The organism is Qipengyuania proteolytica (assembly GCF_019711565.1).
GTDB classification, from domain to species: Bacteria; Pseudomonadota; Alphaproteobacteria; order Sphingomonadales; family Sphingomonadaceae; genus Qipengyuania; species Qipengyuania proteolytica.
On record NZ_JAIGNN010000001.1, the window covers coordinates 141181 to 157820 of the forward strand.

Here is a 16640-nt window from a genome sequence, read left to right on the forward strand (position 1 = left end):
GCTCCGCGGGGCCCTTCTTGTCGGGGTGGGAAAAGAGCGGCTTATTCGCCGTCCTTCGCCTCCTCGTTCAGGTAGTCGCCGGCATCGGCATCGGTGCCATGGGTTTCGCCTTCCATGACCGCCAGCGGATCGTCTCCGATCGCCGCTTCGGGGCCTTGGGCGAGTTCCGCCGCGTGCTCTTCCTCGGCCGAGTTGGCAGCGATGATCGCTTCCTGCGCCTTCTTCCACTGCGCGCGCAGCGCAGCGTCGCGGCTGGAGGCGGTGATGCGCATGCGGTTCATGCCCGCGCCGGTACCGGCGGGGATGAGACGGCCGACGATCACGTTTTCCTTCAGGCCGATCAGCGTGTCCTTCTTCCCTTCGACCGCCGCCTGCGTCAGCACGCGGGTGGTTTCCTGGAACGAAGCCGCCGAGATGAACGAGCGGGTCTGCAGCGATGCCTTGGTGATGCCGAGCAGGATCGGCGTGCCGGTCGCGGGCTGCTTGCCCTTGGCCAGCTTGGCGTTCTCTTCCGCGAGCTCCTCGGCATCGACCTGTTCGCCCGGGAGCAGAACGGTGTCGCCGCCATCGGTGATCTCGACCTTCTGCAGCATCTGGCGAACGATCACCTCGATGTGCTTGTCGTTGATCTTCACGCCCTGCAGTCGGTAGACTTCCTGGATCTCGTTGACGAGATATTCGGCCAGCGCCTCGACGCCCAGCACCTCGAGGATGTCGTGCGGGTTGGGCGAACCGGAAATCAGGGTATCACCCTTCTTCACGAAGTCGCCTTCCTGCACGTCGATCACCTTGGTCTTGGGGATCAGGTACTCGACTGCATCACCTTCCTCCGGAACGATCGCGATCTTGCGCTTGGCCTTGTACTCGCGGACGAATTCGATCTTGCCCGAAATCTTGGCGATGATCGCATTGTCCTTGGGCAGGCGGGCTTCGAAGAGCTCGGCAACACGCGGCAGACCGCCGGTGATGTCGCGGGTCTTCGCCGCTTCGCGCGAGGCACGGGCAAGGATGTCGCCCGCTTCGACCTGCTGGTTGTCCTCGACCGACAGCACGGTGCCCGGCGCCAGCATGTAGCGCGCGGCCTCGCTCTCGTCGCCCGCTTCGTTGAACAGGGTCAGGCGCGGACGCAGATCCTCGTTCTTCTTGCGGCCCGAGGTCTTCAGGTCGGTGACCACGCGCTGGGCGATACCGGTGGCATCGTCGACGCGCTCTTCCATGGTCACGGTGTCGACCAGGTCCTGGTACTTCACCACGCCCGAGGTTTCGGTGATGATCGGCAGCGAGAACGGATCCCATTCCGCCAGGCGATCGCCTTCCTTCACCTTGCCGCCATCCTTGTGCATCAGCACGGTACCGTAAGGCACCTTGTGGATTTCGCGTTCGCGGCCTTCGGCGTCGATCACGGCCAGTTCGCCGTTGCGAGCGAGCGAGAGGATCCGGCCCTTCTTGTCGACGATGGTCGGCATGTCGCGATAGACGACCTTACCGTCCGAGATCGCCTCGAGGTGGCTCGTTTCGTTGAGCTGCGCGGCCCCGCCGATGTGGAAGGTACGCATGGTCAGCTGCGTGCCGGGCTCACCGATCGACTGCGCGGCGATGACGCCGACAGCTTCACCGATGTTGACCGGCGTACCGCGCGCAAGGTCACGGCCGTAGCAGGTGGCGCAGACGCCCTGCTGGGCTTCGCAGACCAGCGGCGAGCGGATCTTGGCGACCTGAACTTCGGCGGCCTCGATTTCCTTCACCATCGGCTCGTCGATCAGCGTGCCGGCCTTGACGATCACTTCGTCGGTCGCGGCATTGACGATGTCCTCTGCCGTGGTGCGGCCGAGGATACGCTCGCCGAGCGAGGCGATCACCGAACCGCCCTGAACGATGGCGCGCATTTCCAGCGCGTTCTCGGTCTTGCAGTCCTCTTCGACGATGACGCAGTCCTGCGACACGTCGACGAGGCGGCGGGTCAGGTAACCCGAGTTCGCCGTCTTCAGTGCCGTATCCGCGAGGCCCTTGCGGGCGCCGTGGGTCGAGTTGAAGTACTCGAGGACGTTGAGGCCTTCCTTGAAGTTCGAGATGATCGGGTTCTCGATGATCTCGCCCGACGGCTTGGCCATCAGGCCGCGCATGCCGGCCAGCTGCTTCATCTGGGCCGGGCTACCACGCGCACCGGAGTGCGACATCATGTAGATCGAGTTGATCTCGGCCTGGACGCCGTCCTTGCCGATCGGGCGGGCCTTGATCTTTTCCATCATGGCGTCGGCCACCTGGTCGCCGCAACGGCTCCAGGCGTCGATCACCTTGTTGTACTTTTCCTGCTGGGTGATCAGGCCGTCCTGATACTGCTGCTCGTAATCGGCGACCATGTTCTTGGTCGCCTCGACCAGTTCCACCTTCTCTTCGGGGATGATCATGTCATCCTTGCCGAAGGAGATGCCGGCCTTGAACGCGTGGCGGAAACCGAGCGACATGATCGCGTCGGCGAACAGCACCGTGTCCTTCTGGCCGGTGTGGCGATAGACCTCGTCGATCACGTCGGCGATGTCCTTCTTCGTCAGCAGGCGGTTGACGATGTCGAACGGAACCTTGTGGTTCTTCGGCAGGCATTCACCGATCAGCATGCGCCCGGCGGTCGTTTCGAACCGCTTCATGGCGATGTTGCCGTCCTCGTCCGCCTGCGGGACGCGGGCGAGGATCTTGGTGTGGAGCGAAACCTGCTTGGTTTCGAGCGCCTGGTGGACTTCGGCCATGTCGCTGAACATCTGCAGCTTCTCGACCTTCTCGCCCTTGTCGTTCTCGACGAATTCGGGGGTCTTCTCCTGGCGTTCCATCGACAGGTAGTAGAGGCCGAGGACCATGTCCTGCGAAGGCACGATGATCGGCTTGCCGTTGGCGGGCGAGAGGATGTTGTTGGTCGACATCATCAGGACGCGCGCTTCCAGCTGCGCCTCGAGGCTGAGCGGGACGTGAACGGCCATCTGGTCACCGTCGAAGTCGGCGTTGAACGCGGCGCAGACCAGCGGGTGCAGCTGGATCGCCTTGCCTTCGATCAGCACCGGCTCGAACGCCTGGATGCCGAGGCGGTGGAGCGTCGGTGCGCGGTTGAGGAGGACCGGGTGCTCGCGAATGACTTCGTCGAGGATGTCCCAGACTTCCTTGCGCTCCTTCTCGACCCACTTCTTCGCCTGCTTCAGGGTCATCGAGAGACCCTTGGCGTCGAGGCGGGCGTAGATGAACGGCTTGAACAGTTCGAGCGCCATCTTCTTCGGCAGGCCGCACTGGTGCAGCTTGAGCTCCGGGCCGGTCACGATGACCGAACGGCCCGAATAGTCGACGCGCTTGCCGAGCAGGTTCTGGCGGAAGCGGCCCTGCTTGCCCTTGAGCATGTCGGAGAGCGACTTCAGCGGACGCTTGTTGGCGCCGGTGATGACGCGGCCGCGGCGGCCGTTGTCGAACAGCGCATCGACCGCTTCCTGCAGCATGCGCTTTTCGTTGCGGACGATGATGTCCGGGGCGCGCAGCTCCATGAGACGCTTGAGGCGGTTGTTACGGTTGATCACGCGGCGGTAGAGGTCGTTCAAGTCCGACGTCGCGAAGCGGCCGCCGTCGAGCGGGACCAGCGGGCGCAGTTCGGGCGGGATGACCGGGATCACTTCGAGGATCATCCATTCGGGACGGTTGCCCGATTCGATGAAGCTTTCCACGACCTTGAGGCGCTTGATGATCTTGGCGGGCTTGAGCTTCGACTTGGTGGTCGCGAGCTCTTCCAGCAGGTCTTCCTTTTCCTGCTCGAGATCGAGATCCATCAGCATGGTCTTGACCGCTTCGGCGCCGATCGCGGCCGAGAAGGCGTCTTCGCCATACTCGTCCTGCGCTTCCATCAGCTCGTCTTCGGTCAGCAGCTGGAACTTCTCCAGCGGCGTCAGGCCGGGTTCGGTGACGATGTAGCTCTCGAAGTACAGCACGCGCTCGAGCTGCTTGAGCTGCATGTCGAGCAGCAGGCCGATGCGCGAGGGCAGCGACTTCAGGAACCAGATGTGCGCGACCGGCGCGGCCAGTTCGATGTGGCCCATGCGCTCGCGGCGGACCTTGGTCACGGTCACTTCGACGCCGCACTTTTCGCAGACGACGCCCTTGTACTTCATACGCTTGTACTTGCCGCACAGGCATTCGTAGTCCTTCACCGGACCGAAGATGCGCGCGCAGAACAGGCCGTCACGTTCGGGCTTGAACGTGCGGTAGTTGATCGTTTCCGGCTTCTTGATTTCGCCGAAGGACCACGAGCGGATGCGCTCGGGGCTGGCGATGCCGATCTGGATCTCGTCGAAAGTCTCGGGCTTCGCGAGCTGGTTGGTGAATTTGGTCAGTTCGTTCATTTTTCAATTCCCAAGTCGGGTTGAATTCGATCGGAGGCGAGAAGAGCGTTTCTCACATCCCTGAAAGCCTTAAATGTCCATGCAAATCCCAAGACGAAGCCGAAGTAAGTTAGCCAACCCGGACCCAAGTTCGGAGAATTGAACCAGAGGGTCGGGATGACCCACCAGACAATCGCATTGGCCACGCTCCACAATGCCTCAGTCTTGGAAGTCCGCTTGGACACCACTCAAATTACTCCGCCGCGATCGCGAAGGGGTTGTCGTCGTCGTCCTCGTCGCCATGCGACTTGAGTTCGACGTTGAGACCCAACGAGCGCATTTCCTTGACGAGCACGTTGAAGCTCTCGGGAATGCCGGCCTCGAAGGTATCGTCGCCCTTGACGATCGCTTCGTAGACCTTGGTACGCCCGATCACGTCGTCCGACTTCACGGTGAGGATTTCCTGCAGCGTGTAGGCCGCACCGTAGGCCTGGAGTGCCCAGACCTCCATTTCCCCGAAGCGCTGGCCGCCGAACTGCGCCTTACCGCCCAGCGGCTGCTGGGTGACGAGGCTGTAGGGGCCGATCGAACGCGCGTGGATCTTGTCGTCGACCAGGTGGTGCAGCTTGAGCATGTAGATGATGCCCACGGTCACCTTGCGGTCGAACGCGTCGCCGGTGCGGCCGTCGTACAGGACCGACTGGCCCGAGCTGTCGAGACCGGCGCGGCCGAGTTCCACGGTCACATCGCCTTCGCGCGCCCCGTCGAACACCGGCGTGCCCATCGGGACGCCCGCCTTGAGGTTGGTCGCCAGTTCGACGATTTCCTCGGTCGAGCGGCTGTCGATGGCGCTGTGGTACTGCTCGCCATAGACGTCCTTCAGGCGCTCGATGACGGCTTCCGGCGGCTTGGCCTTCGCATAGTCCTCGGCGGCATTCGGGTTCGCGGCCTTCCACTCTTCGAGCTGCTGGCCGATCTGGTGGCCCAGGTTGCGGGCCGCCATGCCGAGGTGCGTTTCGAAGATCTGCCCGACGTTCATGCGCGACGGCACGCCCAGCGGGTTGAGCACGATGTCGACCGGGGTACCGTCTTCGAGGAACGGCATGTCCTCGACCGGCAGGATGCGCGAAATCACACCCTTGTTCCCGTGGCGGCCGGCCATCTTGTCGCCCGGCTGCAGCTTGCGCTTCACCGCGACGAAGACCTTGACCATCTTGAGCACGCCCGGGGCGAGTTCGTCACCGCGCTCGAGCTTCTCCTTGCGGTCCTCGAACTTCTCTTCGATCAGCTTGACCGCCGCATCGTACTGCGACTTGACCGCTTCGAGCTGCTGCTGGCGGTTGTCGTCCGCCACGGCGAACTTGAACCATTCGTGCCGGTCGACGCCGTCGAGCACCTCTTCGGTGATCTCGCTGCCCTTCTTGAGGCCCTTGGGCGCAGCCGAAGCGGTCTGGCCGGTGAGCATGTCGCGCAGGCGGTTGTAGGTCGCGCGGTTGAGGATGGCGCGTTCGTCGTTCGCGTCCTTGCGGAGGCGTTCGATTTCCTCGTTCTGGATCGCGCGCGTACGGTCGTCGATCTCGATGCCGTGGCGGTTGAAGACGCGGACTTCGACGACGGTCCCGGCCACGCCCGGCGGCAGGCGGAGCGAGGTGTCGCGCACGTCGCTGGCCTTTTCGCCGAAGATGGCGCGCAGGAGCTTTTCTTCCGGCGTCATCGGGCTTTCGCCCTTGGGCGTGATCTTGCCGCACAGGATATCGCCCGGGTGCACTTCGGCGCCGATGTAGACGATGCCCGCCTCGTCGAGGTTGCGCAGGGCTTCCTCGCCGACGTTCGGGATGTCGCGGGTGATGTCCTCGGGCCCGAGCTTGGTGTCGCGGGCCATGACTTCGAATTCCTCGATGTGGATCGAGGTGAAGACGTCGTCCTTCACGATGCGTTCGGAGATGAGGATCGAGTCTTCGTAGTTGTAGCCGTTCCAGGGCATGAAGGCGACGAGGCTGTTGCGGCCCAGTGCCAGTTCGCCGAGGTCGGTCGAAGGCCCGTCGGCGATGACGTCGCCGGCCTCGACCGTTTCACCGACCTTCACCAGCGGGCGCTGGTTGATGCAGGTGTCCTGGTTCGAACGCTGGAACTTCTGCAGCGTGTAGATATCCACGCCCGACTGGCCGGGTTCGACATCGCCGATCGCGCGGATCACGATACGCGTCGCGTCGACCTGGTCGACGATGCCGCCGCGGGTCGCGGTGATCGCCGCGCCCGAATCGCGCGCCACGGTTTCTTCCATGCCGGTGCCGACCCAGGGCGCTTCCGCCTTGACGAGCGGCACGGCCTGGCGCTGCATGTTGGCACCCATCAGCGCGCGGTTGGCGTCGTCGTTTTCCAGGAACGGAATGAGCGATGCACCCACCGAGACGAGCTGCTTGGGGCTGACGTCCATCAGCGTGATGGTTTCGCGCGGCGCCATCAGGTTGTCGCCGTCGTGACGGGCCGAGACCAGCTCTTCCACGAACGAACCGTCGGCGGTGAGTTCGGCCGAAGCCTGCGCGACGGTGTGCTTCTGCTCTTCCATGGCGGAGAGATAGATCACCTCGTCGGTCACCTTGCCGTCCACGACCTTGCGGTACGGCGTTTCGATGAAGCCGTACTTGTTGACGCGGGCGAAGGTCGACAGCGAGTTGATCAGGCCGATGTTCGGGCCTTCCGGCGTTTCGATCGGGCAGATGCGGCCATAGTGCGTCGGGTGGACGTCGCGCACCTCGAAGCCGGCGCGCTCGCGGGTGAGACCGCCCGGGCCGAGCGCCGAGACGCGGCGCTTGTGGGTGACTTCCGAGAGCGGGTTGGTCTGGTCCATGAACTGCGAGAGCTGGCTGGAGCCGAAGAACTCGCGCACCGCGGCCACGGCAGGCTTCGCGTTGATGAGGTCGTTCGGCATCACGGTCGACACGTCGACCGAGCTCATGCGCTCCTTGACCGCGCGTTCCATGCGCAGCAAGCCGACGCGGTACTGGTTTTCGAGCAGTTCGCCGACCGAACGGACACGGCGGTTACCGAGATTGTCGATGTCGTCGACCTCGCCCTTGCCGTCCTTGAGGTCGACCAGTTCCTTGACCACGGCGAGGATGTCTTCCTTGCGCAGCGTGGTCACGGTGTCCTCGGCATCGAGTTCCAGACGCATGTTGAGCTTGACGCGACCGACGGCCGACAGGTCGTAGCGTTCGCTGTCGAAGAACAGGCCTTCGAACAGCGCCTCGGCGGTTTCCTTGGTCGGCGGTTCGCCGGGGCGCATGACCTTGTAGATCGCTTCGAGACCCTCGTCGCGGTTTTCGGCCTTGTCGACCTTCAGCGTGTTGCGGATCCACGGGCCGGTGTTGACGTGATCGATGTCGAGCAGGTCCATGGCATCGATGCCCGCGGCGTCGAGCGCCTCGAGGTTCTCGGCGGCGACTTCGTCACCCGCTTCGATGTAGATGCGGCCGGTCTTCTCGTCGATCATGTCGCGCGCGGCGTAGCGGCCGAAGATTTCCTCGGTCGGCAGCAGCAGCTTCTCGAGACCGTCCTTGCCGGCCTTGTTGGCGGCACGCGGGCTGATCTTCTGACCGGCGGGGAACACTTCCTCGCCCGTCTTGGCATCGACCAGCGGGAAGGCCGGCTTCTGGCCGCGCCACTGTTCGGCGACGAAGGGGATTTCCCAGCCGTCCTTGGCGCGCTTCCACGACACGATATTGTAGAAATGGTGAAGGATGTCCTCGGCATCGAGGCCGAGCGCGTAGAGCAGCGCGGTGACCGGCAGCTTGCGCTTGCGGTCGATACGCACGTTGACGATGTCCTTGGCGTCGAATTCGAAGTCGAGCCAGCTACCGCGGTACGGAATGATTCGGGCGGCGAAGAGGAGCTTGCCCGAGCTGTGGGTCTTGCCGCGGTCATGGTCGAACAGCACACCCGGCGAACGGTGCATCTGCGACACGATGACGCGCTCGGTACCGTTGACGATGAAGGTGCCGTTGTCCGTCATCAGCGGCATGTCGCCCATGTAGACGTCCTGCTCCTTGATATCGAGCACGGAGCGGGTCTCGGTTTCCTGGTCGACTTCGAAGACGATCAGGCGCAGCGTGACCTTCATCGGGGCCGAATAGGTGATGCCGCGCTGGCGGCATTCCACGATGTCGTACTTGGGCGGTTCGAGTTCGTAATGGACGAAGTCGAGTTCGGCGGTGCCGGCGAAGTCACGCAGCGGGAAGACCGAACGCAGCGTCTTCTCGAGGCCCGAGACATGGCCGGTGGCCTTGTCGGAGCGCAGGAACTGTTCGTAACTCTCGCGCTGCACCTCGATCAGGTTGGGCATGTCGACGACTTCGTGGATGTCGCCGAAGATCTTGCGGATGCGCCGCTTCGCGGTGCCCGACGCCGTGTTGCGGGGTGCCTTCGCCTTGGTAGCCATAAGGGGTGTATACCTCTTCTCGTGTGCTGTACTCCCGCGCGGACAGGAGTGTAATTCGTGTCTCATGCGCGTGAGAACCATGACCGGGACGCGAAGAGGCCGCAGCGTAGGGCACACCCCTCGGGGCGGCGGCTGCAGCTCATTCAAAGCGTCGCGATATGGAAACGCCGCTTCCATCCTGTGTCCGAAACCCGCGCATGAATCGGACTCGCTCGAAGCGTGCGGTCGAGGGGGCATGTAGGAGCCACGCAGGGCTCTGTCAAACCCGTCATGGCGCGGCCCCTGCACGCATTACCGCCGCCGGGCCCTTTGTGATAAGCTTCGCGTCCGAAAGGCAGGGAGACGGCGATGCGGTGGCTCTGGTACCTGGCCCTGGTCTGCGTGATTGGGACGATGCCGCTGCGCGCCGAGGAGCGCGATGGCGAGGCGACCGCGCTGTTTGCGGATGATTCGATCCTCGAGGTCACGCTCACCGGCCCGATCGGCAGGATCGCGAGCCGGGCGCAACGCTCCACCGAGCCCCATCCCGCGACGCTGGCCATCGCGGGCGAGACCCACGCGATCGAACTGTCGGCACGCGGCGTCTCGCGACGCAAGCGCGAGAACTGCCAGTTCCCGCCGCTCCGCATCCGCACCGCGGAGAAGGCACCCGAAGGCTCGATCATGCACCGGCAGGGCAGCGTCAAGCTGGTCACCCACTGCCGCGATACCGACAAGCTGGAGCAGACCCTGCTGCGCGAATACACCGCCTACCGGCTCTACAATCTCGTCACGCCCGAGAGCCTCAGGGTGCGGCTTGCCCGCGTGACCTATCTCGATGGCGACAAGGTCGTCGCCGAGCGTCTGGCCTTCTTTATCGAGGATGCCGACGATGCGTCGCGGCGGCTCGGCCTGAAGGAGGTCGATCTCGGCAACATCCGCGTGGCCGCGCTCGACCGCAATGATGCGGCGCGGCTCGCGCTGTTCCAGTACATGATCGGCAACACCGACTGGGCGATGATCTTCGCGGCCGAAGGCGCGACTTGCTGCCACAACACCAAGCTGCTGGGCGCGGACAAGGATGCGACCGGGGGTCTCACGCCCGTGCCCTATGATTTCGACGGCGCCGGGCTGGTCGATGCGGAATACGCGCGGCCCAACGCGGCGCTCGGCACGGTCTCGGTCAGGACGCGCGTCTACCGCGGCTTCTGCGCCGTCAACGACTTGATCCCGGCGGAGGCCGAGCAGCTGTGGCGGCTGCTCCCCGCGCTCGAGGCGGAAATTGGCGCAACGCCACTCGCCGATGCGAAGACGCGCGAGGAGATGCTGGATTACCTCGCGGGTTTCTTCCGCGACATCGCCGACGATGCGTCGCTTGAGCGCAAGCTGCTGAAGGCCTGCCGCTAGCGCGTCCCGATCCCCTCGCCCGACTGGTCGTGCAGGTCTTCCGGCTCGGCCGCATCCTGCGGGCGCAGGTAGCGGTGGGTGCCGTCCTTCGCGCCGTAATCGACCGACCACAGCAGTGCGAAGGCGTAGTTGAACATCACCGTCATCACGAGCGCGATCTCGAGCGCGCCGATTCCCGCGGCCAGCCCGATCCCGATCGCGAGCAGGATATAGATCGCATCGCCCGAACTCTTGAGCGTGTTGCGAAACCGCACCCCGCCGACGATCCCCGCCAGCGAGAACGCCAGAGCGAGCGAATTGTGGACCATCACCACGATCGCGGTCACGGCGATCGGCAGGACGATGATCGTCTCGACCAGCGCCTGGTCGTATTCCGCCCGGTTGCGGCTCGCCATGTAGGTCCAGGTGACCGGCAAGGTGGTGCACAGCGCGCCGCCCACCGCGATGAACAGCCACAGGATCGAACTGCCGAGATTGGCCACCCGCCGCGCCCCGATACCGACGCCTTCGAGCGGGTTGCCGTCGGGCGCGGCGATCAGCGTCTGCGCGCCGCCGATGGGCAGGAAGTCGCCGAGTTCGGGCCGCAGCGTCACCGCCGCGGCGACCAGCCCGGTGACGAGCGCATAGAACACGGTCAGGCGTAGAAACAGGCTGCGGACGATCATGGGCCCTCCCTCCCGATGCGGCAGTTGCCCCAACCATACCCCGAAAGCCAGATCCGGCCAATCGACAGGGTTCTCGGTAACCCATATCGAAATTCGATATTATCGATTGACGATAAGGCCGAATCGCTTTATTGATTATCGATATCGGACCACAAGGAGATCGATAAATGCCCCGCTTCCCCGCCCAATGCGCCGCGGCCGTCGCCGCGATCCTCATGACGCTCGTGTCGATACAGGCGATCGTCGCCGTGCCGCCCTATCGCGCCGCCGTCGCCCAGCCCCTGCTGCTGGCCTGATCCGCACGAGAGGGAGATAGAAATGACCACCGCTCAGCACTTCCGCGATCCGCTGCTCCTGGCGGGACAGGCCCTGACGGTCCTGCTGCAAATCCTGATGACGATCGCCGGAATCGGCTTCCTCGTCGCCATCCCGGCCCTTGTCCTGTTCCACGACCGGATCGTCGCGGAACTCGCCAACAACCTGGGGCCCCAGGCAGCCGACCTGCCGGTTTACCCCATGGTTGGCGTCATGGCCCTCGCGCTGGTCGCGGTGATCCTGATCTTCCTGTTCTTCGAGAACCTGCGGCGGATCATCGGCACCGTCGGGGCCGGCGATCCTTTCGCGCCGGACAACGCCGCCAGGCTCGGCGTGATGGCGTGGCTGCTGCTCGCAGTCCAGCTCATCGACATACCGATCGCCGCCATCGGTGCCTCGGTATCCGACTGGGTAGCCGATCTGGGCGAAGGGAGCCTTATCTTCACCTCGGATGTCGACTTCACCGGCTTCCTGATGGTCATCGTGCTCTTCATCCTTGCCCGCGTGTTCAAGCTCGGCGCCGCGATGCGCGACGATCTCGAAGGGACCGTGTGATGCCGGCAGATGAAGGAACCGCAATCATGGTCAAGCTCGACGACCTGCTCCACGCGCGCCGGATGACGCTGACCGAACTGGCGGATCGCGTCGGCCTGACGCTCGCCAACCTGTCGATCCTCAAGACCGGCAAGGCCAAGGCGATCCGCTTCTCCACGCTCGAGGCCATCTGCCGTGAGCTGGAATGCCAGCCGGGCGACCTGCTCGCCTACCGGCCGGACTGACCCGGCAAGCCTGATTTCCAGAAACGGTCAGGAATCCACGCCACCCTAGAGGCGGCGGCGGGTGACCTGCGCCCATCGCAAAGGACTAAGACATGCTTCGCAAGATCTCTCTCGCCCTGGCCTCTGCCGGCCTCCTGCTCGCACCCGCCGCCATGGCTGCCGCAACCCCGCCCGCTCCCGCCGAGGCCGTCGCCGCCCTGCCGCAGCGCGTCCTGCTCGTGGTCAGCAGCCACGGGCGGGGCACGGGCGGGGAGGCGGGGCAGAGCCAGCCCGGCTTCGAGATGGACGAGCTCGCGCAGGCCTGGCTGATCCTGAAGGCCAATGGCCTCGCGGTCGACATTGCCAGTCCGGCCGGCGGACCGGTCGAGGCCGACGGTTTCGATCCGGCCAAGGCCTACAACGCGGCGTTCCTCGCCGACGCGGAGGCGAGTGCGAAGCTGGCGCAGACCCTGCGGCTCGATCCGGGCATGGCGGAGGCCTATGGCGCGATCATGGTGATCGGCGGCAAGGGCGCCATGTTCGACCTGCCCTTCTCGCAGGTCCTGCACGGGTTGCTCGCCACCCTCGAAAACCGCGGCGGCGTGATTGCGGCGGTATGCCACGGACCGGCGGTGTTTGCGCGCATGCTGCGCGAGGACGGCACGCCGTGGGCCGCAGGTCGCCAGCTTGCCGGCTTCACCGACGAGGAAGAGGCCCTGTTCGGCAAGCGCTGGGTCAAGCAATTCCCCTTCCTGCTGGAAAGCGAACTGCGCGCGAGCGGCGCCCGCTTCGGCGAAGCGCCCATGATGCTGCCGCATGTGGAGATCGATGACCGGCTCGTCACGGGCCAGAACCCGTTCTCGGTCGGCAGGGCGAGCGAGGCGGTGGTGCGCGTGATGGGCAAGGCCCCGGTCTCCCGCGAGCCCTGGGCGGACGAGCGCAGCGTGATGCTGGTCGCCCGCGCGCTGGAGGGCGACGAGGGACCGCTGGTGGCCGCCCTTGCCGACAAGGGTGCGGACATCGATGTACCGCTGGTCGCGATCTGGGGCTATTACCGCGCGCTCGAGGCGGGGGAGAATCGGGCGATGCTGGCACCGGCGCTGCGCATCATGGAACTGGCGCTGCCTCATTTCCCCGAGCCGCAACTCCAGGCGGCGATCGCCGATGCGCGCGCCCGACTCGTCGCCAACGGGCAGTGACAGGGGCGGCGGCAAGACCGCGGTTCGACGGAGGAGAACGCCTGGCGCCAACGCGCAAGGTGCTGGTGCAGGGGCGTTCCGCAATTTTTTTCGCCGCGATGCAAAATGTGTCTTTTCGCGGGCGAAAATAAGGCTATTTTATGTCCACGCCAATCATGGCGCCAGGAACATATACCCATGAAGAAGATCGCCCTCGTTGCCGCACTTCCGTTCGCGCTGACCCTCGCCGCTTGCGGTGAACAGGCTGCCGAAGAAGCTCCGGCCGAAGACACCGCAGCGATGGAAGCTCCGGTCGTTGAAGAAACCGCTCCGGCTGTCGACCCGATGGCAACCGAAACCCCGGCTGCTGAAGCTGGCATGGAAGCCGCTCCGGCTGACGAAGCCGCTCCGGCTGAAGAAGCTCCGGCTGCTGAATAATCCCTTTTAGGTCCGGCGCTCCGGCGTCGGCCAGACGGATTGTCGAGAGGCTCGTCCCTGCGGGGGCGGGCCTCTTTCGTTTCCGGGTTTCGCCGCCCGAGCTTGACTCCGCGGCGAAACCGGCTATATGCGCGCCCGACCGCTCCGGCGGTCATCCGTCCGAGACAGTTGGTGACCGGGATCTGCCGGTCTTAATTTCCAGCCTAGACGGGGAACAGAGATTTTCCGGCCGGCCGCAAGCCTGCCAGCTTCGCGCCGGTTCCCATTTCCGATGGTGGCGCACCTCCTTCCCCCTCAACGGACCCGCCCGTGTCGATTGTTCGGCATGGACAAACGTAGCCGGCCGCTCGGGAGCCATCCCGTCCGGCCATTGTGAAGGAGTATGGCATGGATCGTTCGCAGAAAGCCGATTCGGTCGCCCAGCTCAGCGAAGTCTTCAACCAGGCTGGCGTGGTCGTCGTGACCCGCAACCTGGGCCTTACGGTCGCCCAGTCGACCGAATTGCGGACGAAGATGCGTGAAGCCGGTGCGTCCTACCAGGTTGCGAAGAACCGTCTCGCCAAGCTCGCTCTCGACGGTACCGACTACACCGGTATCGCCGACCACCTGACGGGCCCGACCGGCCTCGCATACAGCGAAGACCCGGTTGCGGCAGCCAAGGTGGCAGTGGATTTCGCCAAGACGAACGACAAGCTCGAAATCGTCGGCGGCTCCATGGGAGCGACCGTGCTCGACGAAGCAGGGGTCAAGGCACTCGCCTCGATGCCCAGCCTCGACGAACTGCGTGGCAAGATCGTGGGCCTCGTCAACGCGCCGGCAACCAAGGTTGTCCAGCTCGTCAACGCACCCGCAAGCAAGCTCGCTCGTGTCTTCGGCGCATATGCCGCCACGGAAGCCGCGTAAGAGCTGGTTCTCGCACAGAACACATATTCATCGGGGCAGAGCCTTTCCGGCACCCCGGCCTATTATTTGGAGTGAAACATCATGGCCGATATCGCCAAGCTTGTTGAAGAACTGTCGAAGCTGACCGTCATGGAAGCCGCTGAGCTTGCCAAGGCGCTCGAAGAAGAGTGGGGCGTCAGCGCCGCCGCTGCTGTTGCCGTTGCTGCGCCTGCCGGCGGTGGCGACGCTGGTGCCGCTGCTGAAGAGAAGGACGAATTCGACGTCATTCTCACCGGCGACGGTGGCAAGAAGATCCAGGTCATCAAGGAAGTCCGCGCCATCACCGGCCTGGGCCTGACCGAAGCCAAGGCTCTCGTCGAAGGCGCCCCGAAGGCGCTCAAGGAAGGCGTGAACAAGGCCGAAGCCGAAGAAGTCAAGGCGAAGATCGAAGCAGCCGGCGGTACCGTCGAACTGAAGTAAGCGCATGTCCTCGCGCAAGCGGGGATCAGCTTACGCTTCGAACAGCTTTTGCTGATCACGAAAGGGCGGTGCCGCGAGGCGCCGCCCTTTTTGCGTCAGGCGAGCCCGCTCCCGGTGTGACGCGCAGGGCGCAGGTGCCGCATAATCTTGCCGGCACCGGCGCATAGCGTTTGAGCGCCGCCGGCACCGCGCCTATCCGGGCCGGCTTGCCATGACGCATGACCACGCCCCGGAGCCCCTGCCCCTCGGCAGCGACGGCTGGCGCGACGAAATCGCCGCGACCTTCAGGCTCGCCTGGCCGCTGGCGCTCGCCAACCTTTTGCAGATGCTGGTCCATGCGGTCGACGTGGTGTTCGTCGCCCGGCTGGGCGAGCGCGAGCTCGCCGCCTCGGCGCTCGGAATCGCGCTGTTCGGACTGCTGCTCTGGGCCTTTTCGGGCCTCACCGGCATGGTCGCCGCGCTGATCGCAGAGGAACTGGGGCGCAGGCGCCACGCGGTGCGCGAAGTGCGCCGCTCGGTGCGCATGGGCCTGTGGCTGGCAGTACTCACCGGCCTGGTCGGCATGGCCCTGTGCTGGCAGGGTGAGCAGATCATGCTGGCCACCGGGCAGGAACCCGAACTGGCACGCCGGGCGGGCGATTTCCTGCGGATCATCATGTGGGCCATGGTCCCGATGATCGCCTCGGCCGTGCTGCGCAATTTCGTCTCGGCACTGGGCCGGCCGGTCTTCGCCACCGCCATCACCGGCGTGGCGCTGGCTGCCAGCCTGCTGGGCAATTACGCTTTCGTCTTCGGCAATCTCGGTGCGCCCGCGCTGGGCCTCGAAGGTTCGGCGCTGGCGAGCGTGCTGACCGCACTGGTCCAGCTCGCTAGCTATGTCGTCGCGATCCTGTGGGACCGGCGCCTGCGCCGCTATCGCATCTTCGGCAACTGGTGGCGGCCCGAATGGGACCGTTTCCGCGAGCTCGTGCGGCTGGGCACGCCGGTCATGGTGATCATTATCGCCGAGGCCGGGCTATTCAGTGCCGCCGCCTTGCTGATGGGCAATATCGGTGCCTCCGAACTGGCGGGCCACACGGTCGCGCTGCAGGTGGCCTCGCTCGCCTTCCAGATTCCCTTCGGCGTCGGGCAGGCCGCGACGATCCGCGTCGGCTATCATTATGGCGCGGGCAATGTTGGCGCGATCGCGCGCGCAGGCTGGGCGGGCATCGTGATGGGCGCGAGCTTCATGTGCCTCACCGCCGCGCTGATGATCCTCGCCCCGACGCTGCTGCTGCGCATCTATGTCGACCCGGCGGCGCCGGAGAATGCCGCCATGGTCGGCTTTGCGGTGCAGTACATGGTCGTCGCGGCGGCGTTCCAGCTGTTCGACGGGGTGCAGGCGGTGGCGGCAGGCGCCTTGCGCGGATTGCAGGATACGCGCGTGCCGATGCTCATCGCGGTCTTCAGCTACTGGGTCCCGGGCCTCGGTACCTCGCTCTGGCTCGGCTTCCATACGCCGCTCGAAGGGACCGGCGTGTGGATCGGGCTCGCCACCGGGCTCGTGTTCTCGGCCTTCCTGCTGACCTGGCGCTGGTCACGCCGCGACCGGCTGGCGCTGACGGGCGCGCATCGCGCCGTCCAGTAAGCGCCACGCCTCACCGAAAGCCGCGCAATTTTTTCCCGCCCGACCCGTTGACTCGGGAAAGGCGCACCCCCAAATGCGCCGCGCTGGCACTCTCACCGAGTGAGTGCCAACACCTGTTTCACAC

The 16640-nt window shown here is 64.9% G+C and carries 12 protein-coding genes; 9 read left to right on the top strand and 3 right to left on the bottom strand.

What is annotated here, in order from left to right; all coding sequences use genetic code 11:
* Positions 1-41: 41 nt before the first annotated feature.
* Together rpoC and rpoB are read right to left on the bottom strand one after the other, a co-directional pair.
* On the bottom strand, positions 42-4370 hold the full coding sequence (gene rpoC / locus K3172_RS00620) for a DNA-directed RNA polymerase subunit beta' (RefSeq protein ID WP_221586554.1): 4329 nt from the start codon (positions 4368-4370) through the stop codon (positions 42-44).
* Positions 4371-4602: 232 nt separating this feature from the next.
* Positions 4603-8787, bottom strand: coding sequence for a DNA-directed RNA polymerase subunit beta (rpoB, locus tag K3172_RS00625; protein ID WP_221586555.1), 4185 nt, complete (start codon positions 8785-8787; stop codon positions 4603-4605).
* Positions 8788-9135: 348 nt separating this feature from the next.
* Between rpoB and K3172_RS00630 the strand changes: the two genes are divergently transcribed.
* A complete protein-coding gene (locus tag K3172_RS00630) occupies positions 9136-10173 on the top strand; it encodes a hypothetical protein (protein WP_221586556.1) in 1038 nt (345 codons plus the stop codon).
* Here K3172_RS00630 and K3172_RS00635 read toward each other — a convergent pair.
* Entirely contained in the window at positions 10170-10838 is a 669-nt protein-coding gene (locus K3172_RS00635) for a DUF4956 domain-containing protein (RefSeq protein WP_221586557.1), read from the bottom strand. The genes K3172_RS00630 and K3172_RS00635 overlap by 4 nt on opposite strands.
* Positions 10839-11005: 167 nt before the next feature.
* On the opposite strand from K3172_RS00635, the gene K3172_RS15610 reads away from it, so the two are divergent.
* From K3172_RS15610 to K3172_RS00670, 8 genes are all read left to right on the top strand, one after another.
* Positions 11006-11134: a hypothetical protein gene (locus K3172_RS15610; RefSeq protein WP_282098583.1), complete on the top strand. Its 129-nt coding sequence runs from the start codon at positions 11006-11008 to the stop codon at positions 11132-11134.
* Positions 11135-11156: 22 nt separating this feature from the next.
* On the top strand, positions 11157-11708 hold the full coding sequence (locus tag K3172_RS00640) for a DUF2975 domain-containing protein (protein WP_221586558.1): 552 nt from the start codon (positions 11157-11159) through the stop codon (positions 11706-11708).
* Positions 11708-11932: a helix-turn-helix domain-containing protein gene (locus K3172_RS00645; RefSeq protein WP_221586559.1), complete on the top strand. Its 225-nt coding sequence runs from the start codon at positions 11708-11710 to the stop codon at positions 11930-11932. Before K3172_RS00640 ends, K3172_RS00645 begins: the two co-directional genes overlap by 1 nt.
* 92 nt (positions 11933-12024) lie before the next feature.
* A complete protein-coding gene (locus K3172_RS00650; RefSeq protein WP_221586560.1) occupies positions 12025-13110 on the top strand; it encodes a type 1 glutamine amidotransferase domain-containing protein in 1086 nt (361 codons plus the stop codon).
* Between the two features lie 177 nt (positions 13111-13287).
* Entirely contained in the window at positions 13288-13527 is a 240-nt protein-coding gene (locus K3172_RS00655) for a hypothetical protein (RefSeq protein WP_221586561.1), read from the top strand.
* Between the two features lie 387 nt (positions 13528-13914).
* Positions 13915-14430, top strand: a complete 516-nt coding sequence (rplJ, locus tag K3172_RS00660; protein WP_221586562.1) for a 50S ribosomal protein L10 — start codon at positions 13915-13917, stop codon at positions 14428-14430.
* Between the two features lie 81 nt (positions 14431-14511).
* Positions 14512-14889 carry a 50S ribosomal protein L7/L12 gene (gene rplL / locus K3172_RS00665; RefSeq protein ID WP_160608832.1) on the top strand — a complete coding sequence of 126 codons (378 nt, stop codon included), beginning with the start codon at positions 14512-14514 and terminating at the stop codon, positions 14887-14889.
* A gap of 211 nt (positions 14890-15100) precedes the next feature.
* Positions 15101-16516 carry an MATE family efflux transporter gene (locus K3172_RS00670; protein ID WP_221586563.1) on the top strand — a complete coding sequence of 472 codons (1416 nt, stop codon included), beginning with the start codon at positions 15101-15103 and terminating at the stop codon, positions 16514-16516.
* Positions 16517-16640 lie beyond the last annotated feature (124 nt).

Excerpts from the sequence above, each read along its gene's own strand:
- rpoC (WP_221586554.1), bottom strand. The coding sequence starts at position 4,370 with ATGAACGAACTGACCAAATTCACCAACCAGCTCGCGAAGCCCGAGACT.
- rpoB (WP_221586555.1), bottom strand. The coding sequence starts at position 8,787 with ATGGCTACCAAGGCGAAGGCACCCCGCAACACGGCGTCGGGCACCGCG.
- K3172_RS00630 (WP_221586556.1), top strand. The coding sequence starts at position 9,136 with ATGCGGTGGCTCTGGTACCTGGCCCTGGTCTGCGTGATTGGGACGATG.
- K3172_RS00635 (WP_221586557.1), bottom strand. The coding sequence starts at position 10,838 with ATGATCGTCCGCAGCCTGTTTCTACGCCTGACCGTGTTCTATGCGCTC.
- K3172_RS15610 (WP_282098583.1), top strand. The coding sequence starts at position 11,006 with ATGCCCCGCTTCCCCGCCCAATGCGCCGCGGCCGTCGCCGCGATCCTC.
- K3172_RS00640 (WP_221586558.1), top strand. The coding sequence starts at position 11,157 with ATGACCACCGCTCAGCACTTCCGCGATCCGCTGCTCCTGGCGGGACAG.
- K3172_RS00645 (WP_221586559.1), top strand. The coding sequence starts at position 11,708 with ATGCCGGCAGATGAAGGAACCGCAATCATGGTCAAGCTCGACGACCTG.
- K3172_RS00650 (WP_221586560.1), top strand. The coding sequence starts at position 12,025 with ATGCTTCGCAAGATCTCTCTCGCCCTGGCCTCTGCCGGCCTCCTGCTC.
- K3172_RS00655 (WP_221586561.1), top strand. The coding sequence starts at position 13,288 with ATGAAGAAGATCGCCCTCGTTGCCGCACTTCCGTTCGCGCTGACCCTC.
- rplJ (WP_221586562.1), top strand. The coding sequence starts at position 13,915 with ATGGATCGTTCGCAGAAAGCCGATTCGGTCGCCCAGCTCAGCGAAGTC.
- rplL (WP_160608832.1), top strand. The coding sequence starts at position 14,512 with ATGGCCGATATCGCCAAGCTTGTTGAAGAACTGTCGAAGCTGACCGTC.
- K3172_RS00670 (WP_221586563.1), top strand. The coding sequence starts at position 15,101 with ATGACGCATGACCACGCCCCGGAGCCCCTGCCCCTCGGCAGCGACGGC.